15 protein-coding genes and 1 pseudogene are annotated in these 17,569 nt (G+C 62.1%); 3 read left to right on the top strand and 13 right to left on the bottom strand.

The features are described from left to right. Positions 1–125 precede the first annotated feature (125 nt). The 3 genes from AC1RCS_RS00080 to AC1RCS_RS00070 are packed head-to-tail and all read right to left on the bottom strand — an operon-like array spanning position 126 to position 3,495. Positions 126–1,283 (bottom strand): acyl-CoA dehydrogenase family protein, encoded by a 1,158-nt coding sequence (locus tag AC1RCS_RS00080; protein ID WP_492244813.1) that lies wholly within the window; start codon positions 1,281–1,283, stop codon positions 126–128. After that, positions 1,280–2,527, bottom strand: a complete 1,248-nt coding sequence (locus AC1RCS_RS00075) for a CaiB/BaiF CoA transferase family protein (RefSeq protein WP_492244814.1) — start codon at positions 2,525–2,527, stop codon at positions 1,280–1,282. The genes AC1RCS_RS00080 and AC1RCS_RS00075 overlap by 4 nt, the downstream gene beginning before the upstream one ends. Further along, the gene (locus AC1RCS_RS00070) at positions 2,524–3,495 is read right to left on the bottom strand and encodes a Bug family tripartite tricarboxylate transporter substrate binding protein (RefSeq protein WP_218296496.1); all 972 of its coding nucleotides are present in this window, start codon (positions 3,493–3,495) and stop codon (positions 2,524–2,526) included. The genes AC1RCS_RS00075 and AC1RCS_RS00070 overlap by 4 nt, the downstream gene beginning before the upstream one ends. Positions 3,496–3,623: 128 nt before the next feature. On the opposite strand from AC1RCS_RS00070, the gene AC1RCS_RS00065 reads away from it, so the two are divergent. After that, positions 3,624–4,553, top strand: coding sequence for a LysR family transcriptional regulator (locus AC1RCS_RS00065; RefSeq protein WP_218339232.1), 930 nt, complete (start codon positions 3,624–3,626; stop codon positions 4,551–4,553). Positions 4,554–4,577: 24 nt separating this feature from the next. Here the strand turns inward: AC1RCS_RS00065 and AC1RCS_RS00060 are convergent, their stop codons facing one another. Then, the gene (locus AC1RCS_RS00060) at positions 4,578–6,677 is read right to left on the bottom strand and encodes an acetoacetate--CoA ligase (RefSeq protein ID WP_492244815.1); all 2,100 of its coding nucleotides are present in this window, start codon (positions 6,675–6,677) and stop codon (positions 4,578–4,580) included. 119 nt (positions 6,678–6,796) lie between these two features. Between AC1RCS_RS00060 and AC1RCS_RS00055 the strand changes: the two genes are divergently transcribed. Beyond that, the gene (locus AC1RCS_RS00055; RefSeq protein WP_492244816.1) at positions 6,797–7,432 is read left to right on the top strand and encodes an ORF6N domain-containing protein; all 636 of its coding nucleotides are present in this window, start codon (positions 6,797–6,799) and stop codon (positions 7,430–7,432) included. 491 nt (positions 7,433–7,923) lie between these two features. On the opposite strand, the gene AC1RCS_RS00050 is transcribed toward AC1RCS_RS00055, so the two are convergent. The 6 genes from AC1RCS_RS00050 to AC1RCS_RS00025 form a co-directional block, all read right to left on the bottom strand. Next, entirely contained in the window at positions 7,924–8,571 is a 648-nt protein-coding gene (locus tag AC1RCS_RS00050; protein ID WP_492244817.1) for an RHS repeat-associated core domain-containing protein, read from the bottom strand. 64 nt (positions 8,572–8,635) lie between these two features. After that, the gene (locus tag AC1RCS_RS00045; protein ID WP_492244818.1) at positions 8,636–8,824 is read right to left on the bottom strand and encodes a hypothetical protein; all 189 of its coding nucleotides are present in this window, start codon (positions 8,822–8,824) and stop codon (positions 8,636–8,638) included. Positions 8,825–8,859: 35 nt separating this feature from the next. Next, positions 8,860–9,120, bottom strand: coding sequence for a hypothetical protein (locus AC1RCS_RS00040; protein ID WP_492244819.1), 261 nt, complete (start codon positions 9,118–9,120; stop codon positions 8,860–8,862). A 32-nt stretch (positions 9,121–9,152) separates the two neighbouring features. After that, the gene (locus AC1RCS_RS00035) at positions 9,153–9,467 is read right to left on the bottom strand and encodes a hypothetical protein (RefSeq protein WP_492244820.1); all 315 of its coding nucleotides are present in this window, start codon (positions 9,465–9,467) and stop codon (positions 9,153–9,155) included. Positions 9,468–9,721: 254 nt separating this feature from the next. Further along, the gene (locus AC1RCS_RS00030) at positions 9,722–10,012 is read right to left on the bottom strand and encodes a hypothetical protein (RefSeq protein ID WP_492244821.1); all 291 of its coding nucleotides are present in this window, start codon (positions 10,010–10,012) and stop codon (positions 9,722–9,724) included. 99 nt (positions 10,013–10,111) lie between these two features. Continuing rightward, positions 10,112–10,480: a DUF4279 domain-containing protein gene (locus tag AC1RCS_RS00025; protein ID WP_492244822.1), complete on the bottom strand. Its 369-nt coding sequence runs from the start codon at positions 10,478–10,480 to the stop codon at positions 10,112–10,114. Between the two features lie 865 nt (positions 10,481–11,345). Between AC1RCS_RS00025 and AC1RCS_RS00020 the strand changes: the two genes are divergently transcribed. Then, positions 11,346–11,663: a hypothetical protein gene (locus AC1RCS_RS00020; protein WP_492244824.1), complete on the top strand. Its 318-nt coding sequence runs from the start codon at positions 11,346–11,348 to the stop codon at positions 11,661–11,663. 102 nt (positions 11,664–11,765) lie between these two features. Here AC1RCS_RS00020 and AC1RCS_RS00015 read toward each other — a convergent pair whose 3' ends face one another. The 3 genes and pseudogenes from AC1RCS_RS00015 to AC1RCS_RS00005 all read right to left on the bottom strand — a co-directional run. After that, on the bottom strand, positions 11,766–12,053 hold the full coding sequence (locus tag AC1RCS_RS00015; protein WP_492244825.1) for a hypothetical protein: 288 nt from the start codon (positions 12,051–12,053) through the stop codon (positions 11,766–11,768). A gap of 10 nt (positions 12,054–12,063) precedes the next feature. After that, the gene (locus AC1RCS_RS00010; protein ID WP_492266987.1) at positions 12,064–15,117 is read right to left on the bottom strand and encodes an RHS repeat-associated core domain-containing protein; all 3,054 of its coding nucleotides are present in this window, start codon (positions 15,115–15,117) and stop codon (positions 12,064–12,066) included. A gap of 318 nt (positions 15,118–15,435) precedes the next feature. Further along, positions 15,436–16,044, bottom strand: a pseudogene (locus tag AC1RCS_RS00005) (hypothetical protein); the annotation flags it as partial. Positions 16,045–17,569: the final 1,525 nt, after the last annotated feature.

Below are 17,569 nucleotides of genomic sequence, written 5' to 3'. Positions count from 1 at the left end.
TCATCCATTGCGTTGCACACACTGCCCCCCGGCCCCTGGCCGAAGCGCGGCCCGGTCGGAGGCGCCAGGCACGGTCCCCACGCAGCGCGCGCGCGAGAGATGCCGCGCAGCAGCCCAGGGGCGTCTCATCTCAAGCCCAGGCCGCGGGCGATCATTCCGCGCAGGATGTCGCGCGTGCCGCCGCGCAGCGAGAAGGAGGGCGAGGCCTCGGTCACGTACTTGAGCGTCATCAGGAGCTCCACGGGCACGTCCTCGGCCTCGCGCGCGAACAGGTCCTCGGCAATGGCCGCTGGAATCATCTGCTCGAGGGTGGTTCCAAGCTCCTTCACCAGCGCCGCCTCGACGATGGGGCTCGCGCCCTGCGTGAGTTTTTCCTGCACCGACACGGACATGGCGCGCAGCGGCGCCAGCTGCGTGAGCACCTTGCCCGCCAGCCGCACGGCCGAGTCGGTGCGTCCCTGGGGCGTGCGCACGTAGCCGAGCCACTGGTCGAACAGCACGATGGAGGAGAACAGGCGCTCGGGCCCGCTGCGCTCGAACGCCAGCTCCGCGGTGACCTGCTCCCAGCCCTGGCCCTCGGCGCCAATGAGCGCATCCAGCCCCAGCTGCACGTTGTCGAAGAACACCTCGCAAAAATGGCTGTCGCCAGAGAGGTCTTCGATGGGGCGCACCGTGACCCCCGGCAGCGACAGGTCCACGATGACCTGCGACAGGCCCTGGTGGCGGTCCTCGGAGGTGCCCGAGGTGCGTACCAGCGCGATCATGTACTGGCAGTGGTGGGCGTTGGTGGTCCAGATCTTCTGGCCGTTGAGCACAAAGCCTTGCGCATTGGGCACGGCGCGCGTCTTCACGCTGGCCAGGTCCGAACCCGCGTTGGGTTCGCTCATGCCGATGCAGAAGAACGCCTCGCCCTTGCACACGCGCGGAATGTAGAACTGCTTTTGCGCCTCGGTGCCGTACTTCAGGATCAGGGGCGCGCTCTGGCGGTCGGCGATCCAGTGCGAACCCACGGGGGCGCCGCAGGCCAGGTATTCCTCCACCAGCACGTAGCGCGTGAACGCGCTGCGCCCGCCCCCGCCGTACGCCCTGGGCAGCGTGATGCCGATCCAGCCCTTGTCTCCCAGCCGGCGGCTCAGAGCGCTGCTGTAGCCGCCCCAGGAGCGCGCGCGGATGTGCGCGGGCAGGTCGGCAATGGCCTCCTGCAGGAAGGCGCGCACCTCGGCGCGCAGTGCCTCGTCTTCAGCGGGAATGCGCGTGAGCGCCAGTGAATCCAGGGTGCTCATCCCAAAACTCCGTCGTCCTTGTAGGCCTGCAATTGCGCGGGCGAAAAACCCAGGTAGCGGGCCAGCACCTCGTCGGTGTGCTGGCCTAGCTGCGGGGGCGTGTGGCGGTAAGTGACGGGCGTGTCCGACAGGCGGATGGGGCTGGCCACCAGCGGCACCTCGCCCGCCTGCGGGTGCGGCATCGCGATCCGCAGGCCCCGGGCCTGGACCTGTGGGTCCTCGAACACGTCGCGCACGGTGTTGATGGGGCCGCAGGGCACGGCGTGCCGCTCCAGCAGAGCGATCCAGTCGCGCGTGGTGCGCGCCACCGTGGCGGCGCGGATGCGGCCGACCAGTTCCTCCCGGTGGGCCAGGCGGCCGGCGTTGCACGCGAAGCGTTCGTCCTGCGCCCAGTCCGGTTCGCCGATGGCATGGCAAAAGCGTGCAAACTGTCCGTCGTTGCCAATGGCCAGGATCATGTGGCCGTCCTGCGTGGGGAAGTCCTGGTAGGGCACGGTGTTCGGGTGCGCATTGCCCATGCGCTGCGGCACCTTGTCGCCGTACAGGTAATTCATGCCCTGGTTGGCCAGGCAGGCCACGCCCACGTCGAGCAGCGCCAGGTCGATGTGCTGACCCCGGCCCGTGTGCTCGCGCGCCTGCAGCGCAGCGAGGATGGCCGTGCTCGCATACAGCCCGGTGAGGATGTCGGTGAGCGCCACGCCCACCTTCATGGGACCGCCGCCGGGTGCCCCGTCGGGGTGGCCGCTGATGCTCATGAGCCCACCCATGCCCTGGATCAGGAAGTCGTAGCCCGCGCGGTGCGCGTAGGGGCCGTCCTGGCCAAAGCCGGTCACGGAGCAGTACACCAGGCGCGGGTTCAGCGCGCTCAGGCTCGCATGGTCGAGCCCGTACTGCGCCAGGCCGCCGGTCTTGAAATTCTCGATGAGCACGTCGCACCGCGCCGCGAGCTCGCGCACGATCCGCTGACCCTCGGGCCGGGTGAAGTCCACCGTCACCGACTGCTTGTTGCGGTTGGTGCACATGTAATAGGCCGACTCGCCGGTGGGCCGGCCCGCCGCGTCCGTCACATGGGGAGGGCCCCAGGCGCGGGTGTCGTCGCCGGTGCCCGGGCGCTCGACCTTGATCACTTCGGCCCCCAGGTCGCCCAGGGTCTGCGCGGCCCAGGGGCCGGCCAGCACGCGGGACAGGTCGAGTACCTTCACATGCTGCAGCGCACCCGGCTGCGCGGCGGGAGCACCGCTCATTGCAGCGGCACCTTGGCCTGGGTGACGATGCGCTTCCACAGCACGATCTCGTTTTTCTGGAACTCGTGCATCTGCGCGGGCCCACCGGTCATGGCGGTGGCTCCGATGCGCTCGTAGAAGGCACGGGTCTCGTCCATCCTGGAGATGGCGGTGAACAGCTCGGCCAGCCGGGCGGTTTCGGCGGCGGGGGTCTGGGCGCTGACCATGGCGCCCACCCACGTGTAGGCCTCGAAGCCCGGCAGGCCCGCTTCCGTGGCGGTGGGCACGTCCGGCGCCGCGGCCACGCGCTTGTCGGACGCCACGGCCAGCACCTTCACGCGGCCGCCCTTGGCTAGCTCCTGCACGGCGGTCACCTCGGCGAAGGTGTAGTCGACGGTGCCCGAGGCCACGGCCGTCATGGTCTCGCCGGCGCCCTTGAAGGGCACGTGCACGGTGTGGATGCCCGCCGTGTCGTTGAGCAACTCGCCCATGAGCTGGTAGCCGGCCGAGCCCGCGCCGAAGTTCACCTTGCCCGGGCTGGCCTTGGCGTAGGCGATCAGGCCCTTGAGGTCGCTGTACGCCGCCTTGGGCATGGCCGCGATCATGGCGGGCGAACGCATCATCATGGTCAGCGGCGAGAAGTCCTTCACCGGGTCGTACGGCAGCTCCTTGAACAACGCGGCGTTCACCGCCAGCGTGGAGTTGCTGCCGATGAAGACGGTGTAGCCGTCGGCCGGCGCCGACAGCACTTGCTTGACGGCGATGAAGCCGTTGGCGCCGGGCTTGTTTTCCACCACCACGGCCTGGCCCGTGAGGTCCTGCAGCTTGCGCGCGAAGTAGCGCGCCGAGGTGTCGGTGCCGCTGCCGGGGCCGAAGGGCACGACGAACTTGATGGTTTTGGCAGGGAATGCCTGGGCTTGCACGGCGGGGGCCAGGGCCGTGGCGGCAAGCGCCAGCAGCGCGCCGGCCACGGTTCTACGGGATTGCATCACGGTGTCTCCTTCATGGAATTTTTTTGATCGTCAGGCCCTGCCCAGGCCTGCAGGCGAATGTAGGCAGCGGGCACCCATGCTGTCTAATATTAAAAATTCACAAACCGATATTTGTTTGGTATCCCATGAACCTGCGCCAGCTGCGCCAATTCGTCACCCTGGCGGAAACCGGCAACTTCCACCGCACCGCCGAGCTGCTGCACATGGCCCAGCCGCCGCTGTCGGTGTCCGTGCGCAAACTGGAGGAGGAACTGGGCAGCCGCCTGTTCGAGCGCCACAGCACTGGCGTGCGCCTGACGGCCGAGGGCCAGGCCATGCTGCCCGAGGCGCACCTGGCGCTGTTTCACGCGGAGCGCTGCCGCCAGGCCGTGGCGGACGCGCGCGAGGGGCTGGGCGGCCTGCTGCGCCTGGGCATCATCGGATCGGCCACCTATGCCCTGCTGCCGGAGCTGATCCCGTCCGTGCGGGCGCGCTACCCGCAGATCGAGCTGGAGCTGTCGGAGGCCACATCGACCGAAATCCTCGACGGGCTGCTGGCGCGCCGCTTCGACGTGGGATTCGTTCGCTACCCGGTTCTGCACCCCGAGCCGTTCGAGCTCCTGCCCATGGACCGCGACGATTTCGTGCTCGCCGTGTCCGCGCACGGCCCGCTGGCGAAGCGCGACGCGATCGCGCTCTCGGAAGCGGCGGGCGAGCCCTTCATCATGTACCCGCAGGACAAAGTGCCCGGGCTGTCCGCCCTGGCGCTTCTGCGCTGCCAGCTGTCGGGCTTTTCACCCCGCGTGGCACAGGAGGCCATGCAGGTGCAGACCATCATGAGCCTGGTGGCCGCGGGCCTGGGCGTGGGACTGGTGGCCGGCGTCGCGCGGCTGGTGGTGCCGCCCGGCGTGAAGTGCCTGGCGCTCACCGACAACCCGCCGGGCTTCAAGGTGGGCATCGCGCTCGCGCGGCGCGCGGGGGAGGCCAGCCGGCTCGTGGAGCGCTTCATCGAGCATGCGATGGGCTTTTCCAGCGTGCCCCGACCCGGCCCGGATATGGATCAAACCGGGCTGTAGCGTACAGCCCGCAAGCGCGGGCAGCTATGTATTTTGCACTTCTGCCGCGCGCTCGGCGGCAAACGCCACATACCAGTCCAGGCAGCCCGGGTTGGCCATGGCGTCCTTGTTCACCACCTTCTCGATGGGCTGGCCCAGCAGCAGTTTCTTGATGGGCAGCTCCTGCTTCTTGCCGCTCAAGGTGCGCGGCACCTCGGCCACCGCGAAGATGTCGTCGGGCACGAAACGCGGGCTCAGCGCCGTGCGCACCGCGCCGTTGATGCGGGCGCGCAGGGCCTCGTCCAGCGTGTGGCCGGGGCGCAGCACCACGAACAGCGGCATGTAGCTTTCGCGGCCCAGGTATTCCAGGTCCACCACCAGGCTGTCGAGCACCTCGGGCAGGGCTTCGACCGCGCTGTAGATCTCGCTCGTGCCCATGCGCAGGCCGTGGCGGTTGATGGTGGCGTCCGAGCGACCGTAGATGATGCAGCCGCCGTTGGCGCCGATCTTGAGCCAGTCGCCGTGGCGCCACACCGCGCCCATGCGCGCGGGGCCATCGCCGCCGCCGGGCTGGCGGCCGTGGCCAGGCGGGTACATGTCGAAGTAGCTCGACAGGTAGCGTGAACCGTCCTTGTCCCCCCACAGGTACAGCGGCATCGACGGGATGGGCTGCGCGCACACCAGCTCGCCCACCTCGTCCATCACCGGCACGCCCTCGGCATTCCAGGACTCCACGGCCGCGCCCAGCATGCGGCATTGCATCTCGCCGGGCACCTGGGGCATCTCGCGGTTGCCGCCGATGAAGGCGCCGCAAAAGTCGGTGCCGCCCGAGATGTTGTTCCACCAGATGTCGTGCGTGCCCAGGGCCTCGAACTGCGCCGTGCCCCATTCCTGCACCTCGGGCGACAGCGGCGAGCCCGTGGTGCCCAGCGCGCGGATGCGCGTGAGGTCGCCGTATTCGGCCAGCGCGATGCCCGCCTTCATGCAGTTGGCAAAAAACGCCGCGCCCGCGCCGAAGAAGGTCACGCCCGTCTCGGCCGCGAAGCGCCACAGCACGCCCCAGTCGGGGTGGTCCTTGCTGCCGCCGGGGTTGCCGTCGTAGATCACGCAGGTGGTGCCCGACAGCAGGCCCGAGAGCTGTGCGTTCCACATCACCCAGCCCGTGGAGCTGTACCAGTGGTAGCGCTCGCCGAAGCTGTTGGGCTCGTAGCTGCAGCCGATGTCGTTGTGCAGCACCTTGAGCTGCAGCGCCACCAGCACCGTGCCGCCGTGGCCGTGCACGATGGGCTTGGGCAAGCCGGTGGTGCCGCTGGAATAGACGATCCACAGCGGGTGGTCGAACGGCAGCCACATCGGCTCGAAAGCTTCAGTTGCAGCATCATTTCGGGCTGTAGCGCTTGTCCAGCTTGCGTAACCAGCTATCGAAACAGAAGCATCCAGATTGCCCAGCAACACCGCGTGCCGCACGCTGGGCAGCGCCGCGCGCAGCTCGGCCAGCACGCCGGTGCGGTCGTGGTCGCGCCCGCCGTAGGTCACGCCGTCCACGCCGATCAGCACCTTGGGCTCGATCTGGCGGAACCGGTCGAGCACCGCATGCGTGCCCATGTCGGGCGCGCAGATGCTCCACACGCCGCCGATGCTCACCGTGGCGAGGAAGGCCACCATCGCCTCCGGCACGTTGGGCAGGTAGGCGGCCACGCGGTCGCCGGGCTCCACGCCCTGGGCCTTCAGGTGCAGCGCCAGCGACGCGACCTGGCGGCGCAGCTCGGGCCAGCTCATTTCGCGGTGGTGGCCCTTTTCGTTGCGGCTGATGAGGGCCGGCAGACCGGCCGCGTGGGCGGCGTCCACATGGCGCAGCGCCTGCCGCGCGTAGTTGACCTGGGCGCCCGGGAACCACTGCGCGCCGGGCATGGTGTTGCGCGCCAGCACCGCCGTGTGCGGCGTGGGCGATTCGATGCGGAAGTAGTCCCACACGCTCTGCCAGAAGGTATCCAGCTCCGTGGTCGACCAGCGCCACAGCGCGTCATAGCTGTCGAACGCAATGCCGCGCTCATCGCGCAACCAGTTCTGGTACAGGCGAATCTGCGGCACAAACGGCGCCGCGGACCGGGGAGGAAGTGGGGGGATTGTTTTGCTTGTCTCCATGGCGACGCAGCGTACCAGCGGTGGGTGGAAGGGGCTAGTTGGCTCCGTCGCCGGGTTGACACGGGGGTGGTCATTCAGATGCTCGATGGTCTGCTGACCGAGGCCGGGAGTGCCGCTGTATGAGCAATCCCCCTGCCACGCCTGCCGCAACCACCGTCCCGGCTCTGCAACCCCACATTGCTCGCCATATCCTGGCGCTGCGCGATCAGCGGGTGATGCTGGACGCGGATCTGGCCGCGCTGTGCGGGGTGGAGACCAAGGTGCTGGTGCAGGCCATCAAGCGCAATAGCGAACGGTTTCCTGGGGATTTCATGTTCCAGCTGGATGCCCAGGAGTGGGCTTCTTTGAGGTCACAGTTTGTGACCTCAAACACCGGCCGGGGTGGCCGCCGCTATGCGCCCTATGCGTTCACCGAGCAGGGCGTGGCAATGCTGTCTTCGGTCTTGAACAGCCCGCGCGCCATCGCCATCAATATCGAGATCATGCGAGCCTTTGTGCAGGTGCGTTCCATGGCCGCGACGCACCAGGAGTTGACCCGGCAGCTCTCGGAGTTGCAGGACAGGGCTGAGGTCCTGGCGATGCAGCATGACACCTTCAGCCGCAATACCCGCGCCCAGCTCAAGCAGGTGTTTGATGCGCTGCGCGAGCTGATGACGCCGCCGGAGCCGCCCAAGCGGCCTATCGGGTTTGTGACGCCTGAGGACAAGAAGGGCAGCAAACCCGGCAGCGCCAAGGCGAAGGGCAAGAAGGTGTAGCGCACAAACACCCAGCGGCTAAAAGAAGAAGCCACCTGAATCCCGCAGCTTTTATCGCTGGGGGGATGCAGGTGGCTTTTATGTTTTAAGCATTAATGAGTGCTTACAGCCATCGAAATTGGAGCATGCGGCCAAGTGCGAACTGCCGCTTATCCGCAGCGTCAACCTATAGCCAAATTTACCGCATTAATCGCAAAAAACGGCCGCATACCAATAATTTTTAGGATCATTGAACCAAGGATCAGATTGCGATCTGCACAATGGTCGGAGACATTTTCTGTCTAAATCATATCTCGTCATTAAACCGACGAGTTCATAAAAACTTATTTTATCTATTGGCTCCTCTATCGTCACAGCCAAACCGGACGGAGTACCGGTGACCTCCTTAACTGCCGGAATAGCTTTTAACCAAGCGAAGAAGCAATCCTCATCAGGCTCACAGTAGTACCGAGACGGCTCTGGAATCAATAGCATTTCTTCCTCTTTAAAAATCACTTGGACTTTGGAGGCCAAACATTTCTGTATCCTCCACCAGGACTCTGAACATCCCATTGAGGACCACCGTGAGCACGCCCACCCCAACCCGTAGGGCACCAAACATCTCCATTGGCATCTTGCCATCCATAACTAGATCCACCCCTTCCTGGATTCGGATTTGGAACCCAATTCTCCCCGCCCTTGGGATCTTTGAATCCTTGCTCTTCCCCCGGTTTACCTGGCGCCTTCGGACCGTTCGGGTCATACGCGTTATCTGGTGGTTTGATTAGCATCGGGCCGACGATATTCCAGCTAATCCACGCACCCGCCCCCGCCCCTATAAGACCGCCCACCACTGTGCCAACGGGGCCAAAAGCGGAGCCCGCACCAGCTCCAGCCCCAGCACCTGCCAAGGGGTTTAGGCCTTGTGGGTCGGTGTAGCTGAGTGGATTCCCCTCCACATAGGTAAACCGATTCCACCCCCCATCCAACCCAATCGGATCCCCCTGCGTGTACCGCCCCGTGCTCGCATCGTAGTACCGGTGCAGGTTGTAGCTCAACCCCGTCTCCTCGTTCCACACCTGCCCCGGGTAATACAGAGTGAAACTCACCAACTCGCTGTCGCCCCCCGCGCCTACCTGTTCGTAGCCCTTCGCCCCCATGGTCGGCTGTACTTCTCAAGACCCGCTGATCAGCCATTGCCAGGCCACTTGCCTTGCTGGTCGGTCAATCGCCGGGGGTGTTCAGGTGGTCCGTGTCGATCACATACAACCGACCATTAATCTGCGCGGCAATGGGCAGGGGGCCACTGGTCGTGGACAGGTAGATGACCTCGGTGCTCTCGGGCTCTCCCGCCGGGGCGGCGCTGGTGCTGTTCCTTTGGCTACCGTACTGGCCCAGCACCGTGCTGCCCATTTAGCGGCTGGATGGGGTGGCGGGTGGCTTTTGGTTCAAATTAAATGACGCCCTATTAATTCTCCATCATCAATATATAACTCCTTCCCGGGCGTCTTAAGAGATGTCATATCCAAGCAAATGACTTGAGTTGCTTTTTTCAAAGCAGCACATAGCTCTTGCGTGCTAATTTCAATCGACTTTTCTCTTGTTTCCTTCCAAAGACGAGCAAGATCCCATGCATCGCCATCGGATAATGTTTCTACATCTCTAAGGAGCCACATCTCTGCAAGATCAGACCCCTCAGAGAGGACCATGCAACACGCCTCTCCTGTTATTGGGAAATTTTTTAAATTATTATCCATAAAACTTCCCTCACATTAGTTGAGAGGTCTGTGGCTTCCTCGACCGGGCGTTCCACCAGTTGGATTTGGAACATAGTCATGTTGATGCGGATTTGGGAGCCCTCGGCCGTGGTCAGTGAAATCGATGTCTCGGACTGGATTTCCGTTGCTATCGAATTCTCGGGCCTGGCTATATCGCCCTTTTCTTCCATCTCTTTGTCCCAGCTGGGTATGTGGGCGGCCTTCAGCTTCGGGGTCTGGCACTGGAGTGTTATGCCTTGGATCTCTCGGAAGATCTCGATCAGGAAAATTACCTCCACCACCGCCTTCGGAATTCATCCAGTTCCTGAAATTCTTCGCCAAATCAGCGCAAAAAACCCGGCACCCTTGACTCGCCATACATGCGACAGGAATCAGCAGAAGTGGATGAGGAACCGGGGTGGCCACCTGCAGGCCCTTCGGATCGGTATACCTAAGCGGATTCCCTCCCACATAGGTAAAACATCTCTACTTGCATCTTGCCAACCATGACTACATTTTGGCGGTCTGCCCCTCCCTGTCACTCTATCGCTCATCAACGACATTCACAGTCAGCATTTTCAGTGCGGTATGCCTCTTTAGGCGTTGCTGGACCGCGATACACCAAATGACCTTCCATATTGTTACGCGCGCATTTCTGAGAGCAATATTCTTGACGAGTTGGTTTATCACTAGCTGTGGCTAATAACCAGGATAAGCCTGCAAACGCTGCAAGAACCGCGATAAAGATTGCCACCCGCTTCACGTCAGATTTTTTCATTAGTTCGCCACCAAGCGCCAAGCCGTACATTGCAGAGGTCTGAGTTCCTGCATCGGCGGTTTGCACATGTTGCCCGCATTAGCGCCACTACTTATGGGCGGGGCCGACCAAGTGACGCACACTCTAGATAGATTCGGCATAGTCCACGGATAGTCATACCCAAACCTATTGCAGATGATCAATATCAATTATTGCATTGACATAACTAGCAAAAGCAGACATTCCAACCTGTATTTGCAAGGACGGAATTCGATCAGATCGTGGCAATACTATTGTCAGCTTTGCTGTTCCAGTTTTCGCGATTGTTTTAATTTCCTCTTTTGCGCAATCGATATTATTCTCAATTTGCATCCAGTGTTCTTTTATCTCGTCGGATTCAGAGCGAGTCCCGATAGACCACAAGTTTTGCCGAGGAAGATCTAACGCATTATTCCGCTCTCCGCGCAGGAGCTCTACATCTGGCTTAATCCCTGTCCTTTTGGAGATATCTTTGGGAGTCACCAAAGTTCCCAATAATTGAAAGTCAATTTTCATGGTTTTGGAACGATTCCTCGATTGTTCATGTGTAGATATTGGGCTTGGCGACTGCAGCAGCAGCAGTGCCACCCAAACCACCGCCGGCAGCAGCGTTGCACATCGCTACCGAAGCCAGAAGAGAGTTTTGGCAAACCATCTTGCACTGGCCAAAGTCCATTTCCTTCTGGCTTCTGTTGTCGGAAGGCGTCGGCGACAAACCCGCGGCACATTCTGCAGTAGCGCAATTTCCGGGTGGTGTTTTTGGCTCTAACCAACGATCCAGCGTGGGCGAGCCAGTGGAGCGCAACCCCAGCGGGTCCGTAAACATCAACGGATTCCCCCCCACATAGGCAAAGATTGTTCCCCTCGACACGCGCGTACCGTAAGCACAGGCTTTTTTCCTAAGCCTGGCGCGGGTTTGGCAGCATCTGCGCTGGAGGGTCTGCATGGGTGGAGAAGAATTTTTCCCAGAGGCGCATTCTGCCCCACGCACCTGCGGACACACCCACGGGCGCGCACATGGGCGCGGGGCCGCACCTGAACCGGTGCATGGGCTGCTGCCTTCTTTAGCGGCTGGTAGTTATTGCATTTTTGATAGCTGCCAGCGCATGCTGGGTAGGCGCTAGAGCCATTTTCTACTTAAAAATCTTCGCCTGCTGGATGGCGCAGCCCGTGCATCCGGGCTTGCCGCGCTCAGGACCCGTTCCCCCACGGATAGCGCCTCGCGCAGATGAACGAAGGCCCGCACCACATAAATCCCCATCTCCACCGCCTGGGCACTGGCGAGCACATTGGCCACCTGAATCGCCCCATGCTCGGTGAACGCATAGGCAGCACCTTGGAGAACTTGAGCTTTTGCAGGTGATCGCAATTTGCGACCACCTTGGCCTTCTTGATGGAGTATTGCGAGCTAGCCGCCAATACCGATGTGACCAAGCGGCTGCGCGAGCTGACCCCGGAACACAAGGATCTGGCCCAGCAGTTGGCGGAGCTGCATGAGCGCATGGAACGTCTGGAATTGGGCCACGATACGTTCAGCCGCAATACCCGCGCTCGACTCAAGCAGGTCTTCGATGCGCTGCGCGAGTTGATGACGCTGCCCGAGCCAGCCAGGCGGTCTATCGGGTTTGTGACGCCTGAGGACAAGAAGGACGGCAAGAGCGGCAACGCCAAGGCGAAGATGACGGACAAGAAGGCGTAGCGGCCAACCTCCCAGCAGTTAAAAGAAGAAGCCCCCTGAACCCCGCAGCTTTACCGCTGACGGGAAACGGACCGCTGGCGCTTGTAGATATTGCGCTGGCATCTATTTATTTTCAAAACGTCTTATAAGAGCCTCACACTCAAGGAGCGACTCCTCAATCGACGATCTATCTACTTCAGTTAATTCGAATTTTCCATTAAAAATGGCCGCGTTTATCTGCTCCATAGACAAAATTACGGGGAAGACCGCATCCCGCCACGAGTCATTTTCAAACACGCCACCGACCCCCTCAATGCGCTGAATAAGTGAGTTCAAATCAAGTGTTCCATCGCGATATTCGCTGATCGCTTGCCGGAGCACAAAAGCCTGCCGAGAGAAAAAATCATCCATTACAAGCTCATTATCTAGGAATAACCGTAATCACCTGCCCATTTCCACCGGTGACGACAACCACACCATTAGGCCCTGTATGCACTGTCGTTCCAGGCTGATTTCCAGACGACGCTCCCCCGTTCTGAATCGCATCTTCGACCGCTGAAGGAGGAACGCCGCGACCCTGCATTCGGTCTAGCGCATGCCCGGTGTAATCTCGACCTCCGATATTCGTCGGCCGATTGGTACCTGGCTTGACATCCATCGGCCCACCTCGCTGTCCGGTGGGCGCACTTGGATCTTTGTCCCCAGCACTTGCACCCTCCGAATTCATCCAATTTCTGGATAAATAATCCCACGTCTGTTTGCAAGCATTTGCAGTAGTGATAACAACACCACCAGCGGCAGCCGCACACAGAGGATTGCTCATGCATGCAATGACCGCCGCTGGAATCGCCAGTCCCTTGGGGTCCGTCCACTTCAATGGATTGCCATTGACATAGGCAAACCGATTCCACCCCCCATCCAACCCAATCGGATCCCCCTGCGTATACCGCCCCGTACCAGGCGCGTACGTGCGGAAGTAGTTGTAGTGCAGCTTCGTCTCTGGGTCAAAGTACTGCCCCGGATACCGCAGGTTGAACGTGACTTCCGGGATGCTGGTGGCGCCCGTGGTGGGGGTGGTGGTCTCGCTGGTGAACCGCTTGGCCCCGATGGTGGGCTGTTCGTCGCCGAACGCACTGTACGCCCACTGCCACGCCACCCGCCCGTCGGCCTGGGTGAGCTTCCTCGGGGTGTTCAGGTGGTCGCTGTGGATGGCGTAGGCGGTTCCCTTGATCACCGCTGCGATCGGCATGGGGCCGCTGGCGGTGGGCAGGTACAGGTATTGCGCGGTGCCTGTGCTGTTGCTGCCGCCCGCGCCGTATTCGCCCAGCAGGCTGCCGTCTTCTGCATACACGTAGCTGTAGCCCAGCTTCTCGGCGTCGCTGGTGCCGGGGCTCCAGAGTTTGCTGAAGAAGCTGAGGATTTGCTGGATGAGGCCGGGTGGTTCTGCCTGGGTTTCCTTGTTGTCGTCGCCTTCGTCGTCGGCCAGCAGGTTGTTCAGGTTCTTGCCGGTTTTGCTATTGCTGGTGCCGCTGCTTTGTGTGGTGCTGCTGTACAGCGGCTCGGTCTTGAACACGCGCTGGCCCAGGCCGTTGTGGGCGTATTTGGTGGTAGGGGCGTCTTCGCCCTGGCCGGTGCTGGCGCTTTCCATGCGGCCTTCGCTGTCGTAGCGGTAGGTGGTCAGGCCGTCGCCCAGCAGGTCGCCTGCGCTGTTGTATTGGTAGGTGACGCTGGTGTTGGCCGCGCTGCCGCCCGCGGTGGCGGTTTGCGTAAAGCCCAGCAGGCGGTTGTGGGTGCTGGCACTGCCGTAGGTGCGGCTGAGGGTGCCAGGGGTGCCCACGGTGGTGGTCTGCACGCTGGTTTTGCGGTTGCCGTTGGCGTCGTAGGTGTAGGTGGTGGTGCGCCCTGTGTCTCCAAGCTCGATGATGCGGCCCGCCAGGTCGTACTTCACCGTCCAGAGTTTGGTGGCCTGGCTGAGGGTGCTGTCCTGGGGGTTGGTGCTGGCAGGCTGCCACAGGTCTTGGCTGATGGTCGTGATGCGGCCCGCTGCGTCGTACTGGTAGCTGCTGAATTCGGTGGTGGCCAGTTGGCCCGCCGTGTTGTAGCTGCGGGTGGCGGGGATGGCGGCCGCACCGCCGGGCAGGTTCCAGCTCCAGCCAGTGGGCTGGCCCAGGGGGTTCCAGGTGATGCCGCTGACCAGGGGCTGGCCCGCCCAGGTCAGGCCCGTGAGCTGGCCGGTGGTGTCGTAGACGTTTTGCAGCACTTGCCCGCCGGGGTAGGTGGTGCTGGCCAGCAGGCCCTGGGCGTTGTAGCCGTAGCTCACGCTGCGGGTGTCGCCGTTGATCAGGGTCTGGGTCTTGGTGGTGATGCGGCCCAGCAGGTCGCGCTGGTAGGTGGTGGTGCCGCTGGCGTCCGCGATCTCGCCAAGGTATCCCCGGCTGGCGGGGGTGAGGTCGTAGCGCAGGGTGGTGGTGCGCCCGTCGGCATAGGTGATGAGCGTGGGGCGGCCCAGCAGGTCGCGTTCGATGGTGGTGGCCTGGCCCAGGGCGTCGGTCACGGTGCTGGGCAGGCCCTGGGCGTCGTACTGGGTGCTTTGCAGGCCGCTGTCGGGGCTGGTTTCGGTGGTGGCATTGCCAAGGGCGTCACGGGTGGTGGTGGTGGCTACGCCTTTGAAGTCTTTGGCTTGGGTGATGGCATCCAGGGCGTTGTAGGCCAGCGATGCGGTGGCGTTCTCGGCGTTGGTGATGGCCTTGGTACGGCGCAGGGCGTCCAGGCTCTGGCGGGTGCTTTGGTTTAGGCCATTGGTGCTAGCCACCCAGTCGCCGTTGCTGTCATAGCCATAGGTGGTGGTGAGTTGGCCGCCCAGGGTGACGCTGGCCACGCGGTTGAGGCTGTTGATGGTGCGTGCCAACCGCCATACCGTTTGCCCCTGGGCATTGCGGATGTCTTCCTGCGTGCGGTTGCCCATGGCATCCAAGGTGTAACTGCCGGAGTTGCCACGGTTGTCGCTCCAGCCAGTGAGGCGCTGGGCCAGGTCGTAGGTGTAGCTGACAACGTGGCCGTGCGGCAGGCTGGCTGTAGCGACCTGGCCACTGGGTCTGTAGGTGACTGTCGTCAACAAGCCACCCCGATTGACGGTGAGCATGCGACCCCGTGCGTCGTACGTGTAGGTGGTCACCAAGCCCGCGGGGGCCGTGTGGGTGAGCAAACGGCCTGCGGCGTCATGGGTGTAGGTGTCGGTATGGCCCTGGGCGCTGGTGGCGCTGGTGAGGTTGCCAGCGCTGTCGTATTGGTAGCTGGTCACCGCCCCATTGGGGGCGATCTCGGTGGCAATCAGGCCCGAGGGGTGGTAGGTCCATCTGGTGGTGCGGGCGGTGCCGCCGCCGCTACCACTGCCACCGGTGTCGGTGACGGTCTGGCTCAGGCGGTTGCCGACGTTGTCGTAGGTGTAGGTGGTGGTGCGGCCGGCCTCAGTCACAGTCAGGGGCAGGCGCCACTGCGAGTGCCATTCTGTTGTGATGGTGCGCGATTCGGGCGTGCCCACCGCTTCGGTTGTCGAAAGCCTCAGGCGACGCGCCCCATCCCAGGTATAAGACGTGACCGCATCTCGGAAGTCGGTCTCGGAGTCAATGAGACCCAAAGCGTTCTGCACCCGCGTGCGAGCGTCGGGGGCCCCGATGAGCGACGGCGAAGAGCTGCTGGTTACGGCTGCGACGCCGCGTACAGAGCGATAGTTATATGACCTCGTGTTGCCCCTTGGGTCAGTGACAGAAGCGAAGCTGCCGGGAGGCGACCCGCGATAGTCGACCAAGTAACGGTTGACGTCGCCGGCTAGCGCGGTGCTGATGGCATAGCCTTGAGCGTCATAAGTCATGGTCGCATAACGCACACCCTGCACGGAGATGCCCGTCAGCAGTTCCGGAAAGTTTGAGTCTTCATAGTGAAAGCTGCGTTCAGTGCCGTCCGAATAGCCGGCGGTGGACAACCGGCCGCTAGTGTCATACGTGTAGCCGACTGTCCCGGCCGGGGTGTTGACACTGACCAGTTGTCCGCTGGCGTTGTATTGAAACGCCAGAGCGCGTCCGAATTGGTTGCTTACCTGAGTGACCTTGCCTGCGGTGTCGTGGCCATAGTTGACCGTCCAGCCGTTACGACGGGTCACCGATTGCAGGATGCCCGTGGCATCAAACACAAGCACGCTGTCGTCCGCCAGCAGATGCAGGGTCCAACCATTGGCGCTCTGACTGAGCACATCGAACCCAGTTGCTGGCCTCCAAGGACCGACAGTGGGAGTTGTATCTCGAACAAATAGCCGTTGCCCACCATCCGGCAAATCAATGTCCAGGAAGTTGTCGCCGCGCTGTTTTATCCTTGCGTAGTGGTTATGACGCCAGACCCGGCCCATGGAACCCGCAGCGCCGATGGGTTTTCTGACCCATCTGCTTAGCGATATCCGCTTGAGGTGAAGTCCGTTTGGTCCCACATCCGTGTAGTCTGACTCCACATGGAACTCGTCCCCAGAGGCCGGCAATATGGGCTTTCCGAACGAACTACCATCCGGCCCTTGCCCACCGGAGCCTGCACACGGGCATCTGTTACATGGCGGGCCGCTGGGACTATTGCCTGGACCGGGTTCGCTGTCTGGCCCGAGCCCCGGATCACCGCCGGGGCCGTTACCCGGCCCGTCGCCGGGGCCCGGATCCACCTCGATGTAGAGCGTTTTCTCGCACCAGTAGACATTGCCAGCCGCATACAAGATCCACTTATCCCTGGGCTTTGGGTCGGGCTCATCCTGCTTGCAGTAGGGCGCACGCGAAATTTCTCGCATCGTGGAGAAATCTGTTTGCCCCGTCTGAGTGAACGTTCTTTGTACGTCCCACATGTAAGACCACGGGTACCCATTGATCGAACTATTGCTGGGTTCGCCGCGCAGGTTGGATATCGTGTATTGAAGGTAGGCGGTGTTCCAACCGGCGTACTTCGCCTGAACTTCTGCCCAAGCTTCCTCCAAGGTATCAAAGGTCATTAAATTAAGGCTTCGCCCCGACGCAGTGGTGAAAAGATAGTCGGGGGAGTGTTTAATGACTACTGTGTCAGCTGCTACCGCCGCCAAGGGAGCCGCAAACAACAGTGCGAGCCCGACACAATTTTTAAAGAACTTCATAAAACATCCCCTCCCATTTTTCTTCTCGTAAGAAAAGCTTCCACTTTGCGGTCGACACAATAGTCGATGTCCAGCTTCAAGGTCAGGATCGTCTTTCCCGAATCTCTAAAAAAGTTCGGACAATCTGGGGCACCCGCGAGGCGCCCGAGGGTCGATAGGGAACGACCCGAGAAAGTTTTATGCCACGTCCGTAGTCGCCCTTCGGTAGCCAGCCTGCGCAGGCTGAATACGCATCTCCATGGTTGTTGAGATCCGTCCCGGCATACCATGCAGTACAGGTTTGTGCCGATACCCCGGGGCTCGCCAGCATCGCTAGCGAAGCAAGTAGCGTGGACAAGAGTATTGAATGAATAGATCTCGCAGTTAGGCGCTCCAGAGTGGGCGTGGCGGTATTCCCTCCTGTACTTTTAGATGCCAGCAACCCGCCAGCATATTTGAATACGCCCTGAGTATGGGCAACTCCCCACAGTAGTATGTCCCCCCGACATCCGCCCCCTAGGCAACCACCGCGCCGCATTCCGCCTCAAGCCTCAAATGTGCAGCCCGGGGTTCTTTCCGAATGGTTCAACGCAGTCGGCCCCTCAGCCATGCAATGCACGTTATCAGCAGAAATGCCCGCGCAGGTCCGCACCTAACAAAACCGGAACCTTTGTTTGGTCATGCCCCGCCACAGCGCTGAAGGCCCTAGCTGTGATGTCTCAATAGGTTGTTCATCCGTCTCGGATTTGGGAAGCTGTGGTTACCAGGCCAAGCCACTCAAGTCAGG

Source organism: Acidovorax sp. GW823-FHT01C06 (assembly GCF_058798375.1).
Note: the sequence above shows the minus strand (reverse complement) of the source record. Positions and strands in the feature narration are given on the sequence as shown.